At 32.6% G+C, this 10,086-nt stretch carries 10 protein-coding genes; 4 read left to right on the top strand and 6 right to left on the bottom strand.

Annotated features, from left to right (window positions below; translation table 11 throughout):
• Nucleotides 1-20 precede the first annotated feature (20 nt).
• A complete protein-coding gene (locus tag APR43_RS24055; protein WP_053471402.1) occupies nucleotides 21-524 on the top strand; it encodes a hypothetical protein in 504 nt (167 codons plus the stop codon).
• On the opposite strand, the gene APR43_RS24060 is transcribed toward APR43_RS24055, so the two are convergent.
• The 3 genes from APR43_RS24060 to APR43_RS24070 all read right to left on the bottom strand — a co-directional run bounded on the left by APR43_RS24060 (nucleotide 521) and on the right by APR43_RS24070 (nucleotide 3,449).
• Entirely contained in the window at nucleotides 521-1,066 is a 546-nt protein-coding gene (locus tag APR43_RS24060) for a DUF1697 domain-containing protein (RefSeq protein ID WP_053471478.1), read from the bottom strand. The two genes, APR43_RS24055 and APR43_RS24060, sit on opposite strands and share 4 nt — an antisense overlap.
• A gap of 42 nt (nucleotides 1,067-1,108) precedes the next feature.
• Nucleotides 1,109-2,884 carry a hypothetical protein gene (locus APR43_RS24065; protein ID WP_053471401.1) on the bottom strand — a complete coding sequence of 592 codons (1,776 nt, stop codon included), beginning with the start codon at nucleotides 2,882-2,884 and terminating at the stop codon, nucleotides 1,109-1,111.
• 133 nt (nucleotides 2,885-3,017) lie between these two features.
• On the bottom strand, nucleotides 3,018-3,449 hold the full coding sequence (locus tag APR43_RS24070; protein WP_053471400.1) for a hypothetical protein: 432 nt from the start codon (nucleotides 3,447-3,449) through the stop codon (nucleotides 3,018-3,020).
• A gap of 232 nt (nucleotides 3,450-3,681) precedes the next feature.
• Here APR43_RS24070 and recG point away from each other — a divergent pair, with 232 nt between their 5' ends.
• A complete protein-coding gene (gene recG / locus APR43_RS24075; RefSeq protein ID WP_053471399.1) occupies nucleotides 3,682-5,790 on the top strand; it encodes an ATP-dependent DNA helicase RecG in 2,109 nt (702 codons plus the stop codon).
• Between the two features lie 250 nt (nucleotides 5,791-6,040).
• On the opposite strand, the gene APR43_RS24080 is transcribed toward recG, so the two are convergent.
• The 3 genes from APR43_RS24080 to APR43_RS24090 all read right to left on the bottom strand — a co-directional run bounded on the left by APR43_RS24080 (nucleotide 6,041) and on the right by APR43_RS24090 (nucleotide 8,205).
• Entirely contained in the window at nucleotides 6,041-6,640 is a 600-nt protein-coding gene (locus APR43_RS24080) for a PAS domain-containing protein (protein ID WP_053471398.1), read from the bottom strand.
• A 79-nt stretch (nucleotides 6,641-6,719) separates the two neighbouring features.
• A complete protein-coding gene (locus APR43_RS24085) occupies nucleotides 6,720-7,574 on the bottom strand; it encodes a hypothetical protein (RefSeq protein WP_053471397.1) in 855 nt (284 codons plus the stop codon).
• 31 nt (nucleotides 7,575-7,605) lie between these two features.
• On the bottom strand, nucleotides 7,606-8,205 hold the full coding sequence (locus APR43_RS24090; protein ID WP_053471396.1) for a peroxiredoxin family protein: 600 nt from the start codon (nucleotides 8,203-8,205) through the stop codon (nucleotides 7,606-7,608).
• Nucleotides 8,206-8,775: 570 nt separating this feature from the next.
• Between APR43_RS24090 and APR43_RS24095 the strand changes: the two genes are divergently transcribed.
• Complete coding sequence (locus APR43_RS24095) at nucleotides 8,776-9,834, top strand: efflux RND transporter periplasmic adaptor subunit (protein WP_053471477.1); 1,059 nt, start codon at nucleotides 8,776-8,778, stop codon at nucleotides 9,832-9,834.
• A gap of 112 nt (nucleotides 9,835-9,946) precedes the next feature.
• On the top strand, nucleotides 9,947-10,086 hold a 140-nt coding region (locus tag APR43_RS24805; protein ID WP_133063773.1), incomplete at its 3' end, for an efflux RND transporter permease subunit.

Here is a 10,086-nt window from a genome sequence, read left to right on the forward strand (position 1 = left end):
CAATATAAAAACAAATTTATATGCCTTTGCAAGAAAGTTACGAAGTAAAAAAAGTGCTTCAGTTTCTAAATGAAATTAACATCAATGTAATTGAAAAAGAATTGGGTACAACTTTTTTACCGGGATTGGATTTAGGACCAAATTGCATTTATATTGATTATAATAATTTACTATATCCCGGAGATATTTTACATGAAGCCGGACATCTGGCCGTTACAACTTCTGTAGAAAGAAAATTAATAGGCACAGATAAAATCTCACCTGAATGGCCTACTCACGGAGAGGAAATCGCAGCTATTCTATGGTCATTTGCCGCAGCCAAATATTTGAATTTACCGCTAGAATTTATATTTCATCCAAATGGATATAAAAATGATTCTGATTGGTTAATTTCAAATTTCAGCAATGAAAATTACATCGGTTTACCTCTTTTGGAATGGATGGGTTTATGTCTGGGAAATGAACTTGCTGCTAAAGAAGGAAAATCAGCTTTTCCAGCAATGCTAAAATGGATGCGGGATTAATTCTGTTCCTCATACATTGCTAACAAATTTGTAACCGTATTCAAGTTACGCATTGTGCCAATTACATTTAGTTTTTTCTCGATATATTTCAATTCCAGTCTTGTCTTTCCGGCGCCAACAGCATATTTAATGTAAATCCTGTTTTCGTCAATAGTTGCTTCGTCTGGTTTAAACTGGCTGATTTTTAAATCATGAATGCTTTCTTTTTTCAAGGCAATCGCAACAAAAACAATATAAAGCTTTTTGATATCTATATCTTTTTCTTTCAAATAAAGATTGTTTGCAAAACACAATTCTAAATCCTTTTTTGCAATTACAATGGCAGGAACTTCATGTCCAAAAACCTTAAAGATTTCCTGTTTTATCATAAAACCCACTTTTGCAGCATCTTCTTCACTATCAACAAAAACATTTCCGGATTGCAGATAGGTACGAACGTTTTGAAAACCAATATTTTCCAGCATTGTTTTCAAAGCATCCATTTTGATCATATTGTGACCAGAGACATTGATTCCGCGAAGAAGTGCTAAGTGTGTTGCCATTTTTAAAATTTTAGTCAAAGATAAATATTCATTGTATCAAAACTAGTCTTCATCTTCACCAATTTCTATATCGAATTTGATTAAAAAATCATTGAGTTGTTTTTTATACTTTGCTTTTGCTTCATCAACGATTTCATCAGCTTCTTCGTTTGTTTCTATTGCATTAAAACCAAATTCCTTTTTAACCCATTGCTGAAACTCTTCTTTGTTTTCATTTTCTTCGTAATATTCTTCATCTTTATAGAAATAAGCATTGTCAAAATCGACTGAAACTTCGGTATCCAAAGTTAAAAGATGAATCAATTTACGTGTATTTTCAGCTACAACATGAATTCCACCTTCGTCACCAAAAACAACTATCGGGCAATTATTTAAATCTTTATCAATAAGCCAGTAAGCATACGAACTTCCGGAGCCGTTTGCGCCTGCAAATTCAATAAAACTATTGTAGAATTCTTCTTCTTCAGACCATGTTTTTATTCCGGTTTTATCATCATAAATTAACAAACCAAAACATTCTGAATAGGTTTCAGATCCATAATTTTGATCAAATTCATATAATTTTACTAAATCTTCGGGTAAAGCATAATTCCCAAACTGAACCGAATATTCTTCTAAAGAAAAACTATTATCATATTCCTGATATTCTGTTTCTTCATCGTCGTCTTCATCATCATCTTCTTCAGAAGGTTCTGCTGTTAATACTTCAAAAGCTTCAAATGCAGCACATTTTACAGTAAACATTTCTATTCCAGGCGCAGTTTCATTATTGGCCCATTGATATTTCGTGTCTCCTTCTTCATCAAGATATTCCAGAACGAGCGTGATTTCTTCATCATCATGGCACCATAAAGCACGCATTTTAATATTAAAACCATTTCCAATTTCTTCAGAAATCTGGCTGTATTTCTTTCCTTCATAAGTAAACGGAATAAACGAATATTCGTTTGTACCGCTCTTTTTACTAATTCTTCCTATGTGTTTTACATATTCTAATTGAGATAAAACTTCCACCATATTTATAAACTGACTACGAAAATCAGTATACAAATATTTTTCTTTTTTATCATAATCAAGAATAGAAAGTCCTTCTTTAAAAACGTCTTCGTGGTAATTATTTCCTAGTATTTCAGTTCCATTTGAAATCTCGATAAAAGAATCATCGACAATATCAGATAATTTATGTGTGGATGGAAAGTAATTTTCAATTGTAATTATATTGCCGTCAGCATCACTTAGATTGCTGCAAATCATTATATCCGGTCTGTTTACACTCACAATTGCCTGAATATCTGTAAAACGCTCAAAATGGATCAGCATATCGTCGCTGTAAATTAACCACGCTGTAACATCACCTTTTACAAAAAGTTCTCCGTGATTGTATTCTCCAATAATGGTATCACATTTTAAACCTCCGCCTAAATAATGAACATTTCCAAACAAAGTGATATTAACCGTTTTAGTTTCTCCCAAAACAATTAATGCAGGAGAATTATCTGTATCAAAAGAACTTATGAGCTTTGTAACATTCAAATTTCCTTTAAAAATAAATCCCAGAATAAAAATATCCTGATGTTGTTCTGTAGTGAAATCCATCTCGAAGGAATCCATTTCTACATCTTCTTCTGCTAATAAAAAGATTGGATTTTCTTCATAATCAGGAAAACGCCAGGTATCTTCAAAAACATTGTAGATTTTTTGACCGTTAAAATCCGTAAGATCTCCAATAATAGTGTGGGCTTCATTTCTATTAATAACTTTAAACGTAACACCTGCAAACACAATAGTTTCAAAAGGAACTTTTTCTTCTTTACTCATTTTCTTAGTGGCTTATATTTAAAACAAATCTAATAATTATCTTTATTTATTAAAACAAAACTGACTATAAACGAAAAAACTCTGTTAAGTTTCTAACAGAGTTTTTTTATTTTGAATTTCGTGAAATCTACAACTATTTTGTTTTTTCGTATACCAATGTCGGGCCATCACAATTTTGCCATGTACTTATTAATTCCTGTGCCTCATTAATAAATAATTCTTCGCTTAAATTTCCGGTACAGCTTTCTATAATTTCGCTTGTGCTGGTATATGTTAATTTAAAGTGCTTCTGATTTTGAATTTCTGTTATCGAAAAAGTTCCTGATGCCGTTGTTGTAACTCCATCTTTTGTTCTGGTTTTTATAAATGTATTATCTTTTTTTAAATCATAATATTCCAGATATTGCGGCTTGCCAATAATATAAATAGCTTCAACAAAAGAACCTGTAGATCTGGTAAGTTTCCATTTTCCGTAATAAGTAAAAGAAGATCGGGAATCGGCATTATCACTTGAACAGGAAACAATACTTAACATTAATATAAAAATAGAGGCAAATTTTTTCATTTTGATTTTATTTTTAAAGTTTAACTATATAAATAGATGATAAAATTGTTAAAAGGTGGCTTATCTGTGTAATAAAATTTTTCAAAAGTAATGTACTTTCAAATTTCCTAATTAAAATTTATCTTCGCTTTTCAAATTAAATCCCAAAATAGAAATTCCAAATTCCAATACCGAAATCTAAAATCAACAATCTAAAGTCTAAAATCTAAAATCTAAAATCTAAAATTCATAAATGTCTAATAATCTCCTGGATACTCCTATCGAATACTTAAAAGGTGTTGGCCCAAGTCGCGGTCAATTGCTTCGTAAGGAGTTAGGAATTCATAAATATGGAGATTTAGTCAATTTTTACCCAAACCGATATATTGACAGAACACGTTATTATAAGATTAACGAACTGCAAAATACGGGAAGTGAGGTTCAGATTGTTGGAAAAATCATCAACATAAAAACGGTTGAATTTGCTAAAAACAAAAAGCGTTTGGTTGCCAGTTTTATTGATGAAACGGGAATGATTGAACTGAACTGGTTTCAAGGTCATAAATGGATTCGAGAAAGTTTAAAACTAAACGAACAGCTTGTTATTTTTGGAAAATGTTCTTTATACGGAAGCCAATTTAGTATGGCACATCCTGAAATTGAATTATTGAGCGAACACGAAAAAAGTCTTCGTTCTGCCATGCAGCCGGTTTATCCATCGACAGAAACGCTGACAAATCGCGGAATTTCAAACCGAACGATCAATAAAATGATGGAACAATTGTTTATTGAAACTCAGGCTTTGTTTACCGAAACTTTCCCGGCTTATTTAATTGAAGAATTAAAGCTGATTCCGAAAAGGGCGGCTTTGTTTAATATACATTTTCCAAAAAGCGCAGACGCTTTGGCGAAAGCCCAATTCCGATTAAAGTTTGAAGAATTATTTTTTATTCAATTACAATTAATTACTAAAAACTTAATCAGAAAACATAAAATAAAAGGGCATCCGTTTACAAAAGTAGGGGAACTTTTTAATGATTTCTACCAAAATCATCTTCCGTTTGATTTAACCAATGCTCAAAAAAGGGTTATAAAAGAAATCCGCTCCGATATGGGAAGCAACGCGCAAATGAACCGATTACTTCAGGGAGATGTTGGTTCAGGAAAAACGATTGTGGCTTTTATGAGTATGCTTTTGGCAATTGATAATGGTTTTCAGGCATGTTTAATGGCACCGACAGAAATTCTGGCCAATCAGCATTTTCTTGGATTGTCTGAATTTGCTAATACATTAAATATCAACATCAAAATATTAACGGGTTCAACTAAAACTTCTGAAAGGAAAATTATTCATGAAGAACTGGAGAACGGAAGTTTGCAGATTTTAATTGGAACTCATGCTTTGTTAGAAGACAAAGTAAAGTTTCATAGTTTAGGTTTAGCGGTTATTGATGAACAGCACCGTTTTGGTGTAGAACAACGCTCCAAATTGTGGAAGAAAAACGATATTCCGCCGCACGTTTTGGTTATGACGGCGACGCCAATTCCGAGAACTTTAGCGATGAGTTTATACGGAGATCTTGATATTTCTGTAATTGATGAATTACCACCGGGAAGAAAACCTATTGAAACAGCACATCGTTTTGATAGTAACCGCTTAAAAGTCTGGAAATTCCTCCGCGATGAAATTGCTAAAGGAAGACAAATTTATATTGTGTATCCGTTAATTCAGGAATCTGAAAAAATGGATTATAAAGATTTAATGGACGGTTACGAAAGTATTTCAAGAGATTTTCCGCTGCCTCAATATTCGATTTCGATTCTACACGGAAAAATGAAACCTGCGGATAAAGATGCCGAAATGAAACGTTTCTCTGAAGGGAAAACCAATATTATGGTCGCAACAACCGTAATTGAAGTTGGTGTAAATGTACCAAATGCCAGCGTTATGATTATCGAAAGTGCCGAACGTTTTGGTCTCTCACAACTCCACCAGCTACGCGGACGTGTGGGCCGTGGCGCGGAACAGAGTTATTGCATCTTAATGACCAGCCACAAATTAAGTGCCGACAGTAAAACCAGAATGGAAACGATGGTACAAACAAACGACGGTTTCGAAATAGCCGAAGTCGACCTTAAACTTCGCGGTCCGGGAGATTTAATGGGAACGCAGCAAAGTGGTGTTTTAAATTTACAAATTGCTGATATTGTTCGCGATCGTGACATTTTATCTTTGGCACGAAACTACGCCTTAAAAGTTTTAAAAGAAGATGCTCCGCTCCAAAAACCGGAACATGCTATTTTAAAAATGGTTTTTATAGAATTGACTAAGAAGAAAAATATTTGGAATTATATTTCGTAAGGTTCAAAGGTTCAGAGATGCAAAGTTTCAAAGGTTTTAACTTGACGAATGTCATCCTGAGCGAAGTCGAAGGCTTATGAAATACAAGCATACTGAGCACCTTTGAACCTTTGTCACTTTGCACCTTTGTACCTCAAAAAAATACACTCCACTGCATCAATAAGTTTTAAATATTCAGGTGATTAGATTTGTTGGGGAGCAAACTTTTGATTTGAATATTACTTCGACGCAATGAAGTATATTTATTAAACTATTTCTTGGGCGGAGTTTTGTCAAATAATCCGCTGAATAAGCCTTTGCTTACTTTATTTTTATCATCTTTTCCTGTAGCGATTAAATGGTCGATATATTCCATATAGGTCTTTTTTCGCTCTTCTAAAAAGCCAACCAAATATTCTTCAGAAGCGATTAGGCCGCTGGCTTCTTCAATCTGTAATAGCTTTTTATATAATGGTTCAATAAATTTCGTAATGAGAGGTTCCGGAACCGATTTTCTGGTTCCAAAATAACCTACAATATCTCCATCAGCATCGGCAATAATTTTAAAATCGGTTACAACCCAGTAATAACGACCGGTTTTTGCCATATTTTTTATAATAACATGAATGTTTTCACTTGATTTAATGCTGTCCCACAAGAATTTAAAAATAACTTTTGGCATATCAGGATGCCTCACAATATTGTGAGGCTGTCCTACAAGTTCAAATTCATCATATCCTGAGACATCTATAAAATCTTCATTGGCATAAAGAATCGTTCCGTTTTTATCTGTTTTACTAAGTAATACTTTATTTTTATTCCAGTCGACTTCTCTGTCAGAAGGAGTTGGACGGTTAAATCTCGTATCCATAAATTTGCTGCTAATAATTAATAAATGGTTGATTGTGCGTGTAAAAATGTTGGTGCGGGGAAGTTGGTTTTTATAGTTTTTAATTTCTGGTATTAGTCGATTTTACATGAATATCATTTACTAAATCATCAATTTTTTTGGCACTTTCACGCATCATATCCAAATACGTTAAAAGCTTGTCATTATCGGTATGTCCTTTTGAAACATCAATTAATTTTAAAACAGAATTCACCGGAAGTTTTAAATCCAGGGTTGTTCTGTGAATAAAATCGTTGTATTCTTTTGTTGCCGATAAAGAACTGTATTTAGCAGAGGCCAGTTTCATGTTTTCTAATTCGTATTCATCAGAAATTTTAGAGATATGATTGTGACTGTGTTCTTTAAAATAATAAGCCCAATACCCATTCATGAAAAATACAACGGCAGCCAAAACAGTATGGATTATAAGCGTTTCTAAATCAAAATTTACCTGAGAGAAATAAACCTGAAGTCCGTTTGCATCATTATAAACAAAGTTTTGCAAATAAGCCAAGCCAGCGTGATGAAGCACAACCAAAAGCGTTAACGGAATCTGTAATTTCCAGTTTTGGTAAATAATTAAAATGGTACTGGCAATGAAAACTGTAAAGTGCATTTCGAATAAACCATGCATTTGGTAAATATATTGTGCCATAAATACTGCCAGTATAACTGACAGAACGTATTGATAAAATTTAGAATTCTTTAGAAAAAACTTTGCCGAATAATAGGCCAAAAGGTTCAGCGTTCCAACTCCTACTCCAATTTCGAATGTATCATACTTAAAGGATAATCCGATTCCGAGAAGAAAATAAACGGCTAGAACATAATTAATAATGATATCTGATTTTTGCGTCATAGTCGACATAAAACTGTGCAGATAATCTTGCTCATTTAAACTGGCTTTTGTTTTCATAGGTTTAAAAAATTTTAGTTAGTGATAGATTTTATTTAGTGCAATTTGGTAATGAACATCCGTAAGCTCTAAGAGCTAAAGCATTAAATGAGGGCGAAATATTTTGTTTTAACAGTAAATCGATTGCCATTTGCGCGTAATTACTTTCAGCATCTGTGCAATATCTTGTTTTATTGTAATTACCACGATAATATAAATTATGATCAGCATCAAGCAGAACTGCTTGCGGAGTCGAAATCACGCCGCATTTTTGAGCGATGCCTTCATCAAAATAAACCGGAATTGGTGCTCCAAATTTTTCCTGAATTTCTTCGATAGAAAAAGTTTTCTTTTTGTTTAACACCACAATTTTAAAATTGATTTTATCTCCGTATTTCTTTATCAAATCACTTACATGCGGCACATTGAAACGTGAGCACGGACAATCCGGATTAAAGAAGTGAAAAAAAACAGGTTTATTATCAAATGCACAGCATTGCGACAAATCAACTTTGGAGCCCATTGCTATAGCATGATAATTTTTCGGAATTGGCGTTGGCAGACTATATTTAAATTCATTCTGCCAAAAAAGATAACCAACTGAAAATAGTAAAAGTGTAAACCATAAAGCTAAGAGTATTTTTTTCTTCATATATTATTTTTTTAGTAATTAAGAACAAAAAATATAAACACTTGTTAATATAATTATCAAATAATTTCTGTAAAAAACCTAAAAAATTACACCTAACTCATTATTTTAACTAATAAACCTACATAATTTAGTAAGTATTAGTAGCAAAACCAACATTTTGTTTAACATAGTAATGTTACAAATAAATTCGATAAACTGCAAAGAAAATCGGACAAAAGCGAAAAAAAATTATGAAGCCTGAGCAATCATTGAAGTTCTGAGATGATAAAACCAGAAAAATTAAATTTTACTTTTTAAAATAAAAAATTACATTTATTTGATTATGAGACAGATAACTTACAAAACATTTTAATTGTTAAGAATTACAAAAAAAAATAATATTTACATTTAAACCTTTTCTTAAAAACGATATCTAAAAGCAAACTTTTGCTGTTAGAGCTCATGAAAACGATTTGAAATTATTGTAAGCCAAGTGTTAAATAAAAGCTAACGCCTTTTGGTTTCAGCACAAAAAGTTAAATTTGCTAGTTGCAAAAAAACATACAACAAAAAAACATTCACCTAAATTTTATGAAATTAAAACACCTAATCTACGCCTTGATCATCATCGTTTTAGGAGGATTTATTACTTACCGAATAATATCCAACAAAGGCAAAAATGACGAATCAAAAAAATTTGGCGATAAAGATAAGCCAACAACTGTAACCGGACTTGTAGTTAAAACTTCGACTTTTGATAACAACTTATCTTTATCTGGCTCAATCGAAGCAAACGAACAAATTGAAATTCACAGTGAAGTTTCGGGAATTGTAGAAGGTATTTATTTTAATGAAGGAACTTACGTGAATAAAGGTCAGGTACTTTTTAAAGTAAACGACATTGAATTAAAAGCGCAATTAAGACAAGCTGTAACTAAAGAAGGTTTAGCTGCTGAAAATGAAAGAAGAGCAAAACTTTTACTTCAAAAAGAAGCTATCAGCCAGGAAGAAGCAGATATTGCAAGAGCAGATTACGCTTCGGCACAGGCACAAAGTCAATTAATTAGAGCACAAATATCTAAAACCTCTGTAAAAGCACCATTTTCAGGAAAAGTGGGTTTACGTTCTATTTCGCCGGGAACTTATATTACACCAACAGTTGTAGTAGCAAAACTGGTTAATACAGGAAAATTAAAAATTACATTCTCAATTCCGGAAAAATATGCAGCGCAGGTAAAATCCGGTTCAATAATCGATTTTAATGTTTCGGGATCAGACAAAACCTATTCAGCAAAAATTTATGCAATCGAGCCTGAAATAGCCGTTGCAACACGTACATTACAAATTCGCGCCATTGCAGATAATACCGACGGAAAACTTTTCCCAGGAACTTTTGCTGATGTAAAATTACCATTAAACATTATTAAAGATGCTATAGTTGTACCTTCTCAGGCTATCATACCTGTTCAGGACGGTAAAAAAGTGTTTATTGCAGATATGGGCAAAGCCAAAGAAGTTATGGTTGATGCCACAACAAGAACTGATGCTTCTATTTTGATTTTATCAGGATTAAAAGCCGGAGATACTTTAATAACAAGCGGTGTTATGTCATTAAAAAACGAAGCACCAATAAAAGTTAAAGTAAAATAGTCATAAAGCCGAAAGTCATAAAGTCCAAAGTCGTAAGACTTGAATATAGATTTAAAGAGCAGTAAGATTTAGCATAAATCTGAAATCTAAAATCAACAATCTAAAATCAAACATGAGTTTATCAACTACAAGTATAAGAAGACCTGTTTTAACCATTGTACTGAATCTATTAATTATATTATTCGGTTTTATTGGTTATACATTTTTGGGTGTTCGTGAATTTCCTTCCATCGATCCTGCTCAGGTTTCTAT

Source organism: Flavobacterium sp. NLM (assembly GCF_002210235.1).
GTDB classification, from domain to species: domain Bacteria; phylum Bacteroidota; class Bacteroidia; order Flavobacteriales; family Flavobacteriaceae; genus Flavobacterium; species Flavobacterium panici.

Excerpts from the sequence above, each read along its gene's own strand:
- APR43_RS24085 (WP_053471397.1), bottom strand. The coding sequence starts at position 7,574 with ATGAAAACAAAAGCCAGTTTAAATGAGCAAGATTATCTGCACAGTTTT.
- recG (WP_053471399.1), top strand. The coding sequence starts at position 3,682 with ATGTCTAATAATCTCCTGGATACTCCTATCGAATACTTAAAAGGTGTT.
- APR43_RS24055 (WP_053471402.1), top strand. The coding sequence starts at position 21 with ATGCCTTTGCAAGAAAGTTACGAAGTAAAAAAAGTGCTTCAGTTTCTA.
- APR43_RS24070 (WP_053471400.1), bottom strand. The coding sequence starts at position 3,449 with ATGAAAAAATTTGCCTCTATTTTTATATTAATGTTAAGTATTGTTTCC.
- APR43_RS24065 (WP_053471401.1), bottom strand. The coding sequence starts at position 2,884 with ATGAGTAAAGAAGAAAAAGTTCCTTTTGAAACTATTGTGTTTGCAGGT.
- APR43_RS24090 (WP_053471396.1), bottom strand. The coding sequence starts at position 8,205 with ATGAAGAAAAAAATACTCTTAGCTTTATGGTTTACACTTTTACTATTT.
- APR43_RS24095 (WP_053471477.1), top strand. The coding sequence starts at position 8,776 with ATGAAATTAAAACACCTAATCTACGCCTTGATCATCATCGTTTTAGGA.
- APR43_RS24080 (WP_053471398.1), bottom strand. The coding sequence starts at position 6,640 with ATGGATACGAGATTTAACCGTCCAACTCCTTCTGACAGAGAAGTCGAC.
- APR43_RS24060 (WP_053471478.1), bottom strand. The coding sequence starts at position 1,066 with ATGGCAACACACTTAGCACTTCTTCGCGGAATCAATGTCTCTGGTCAC.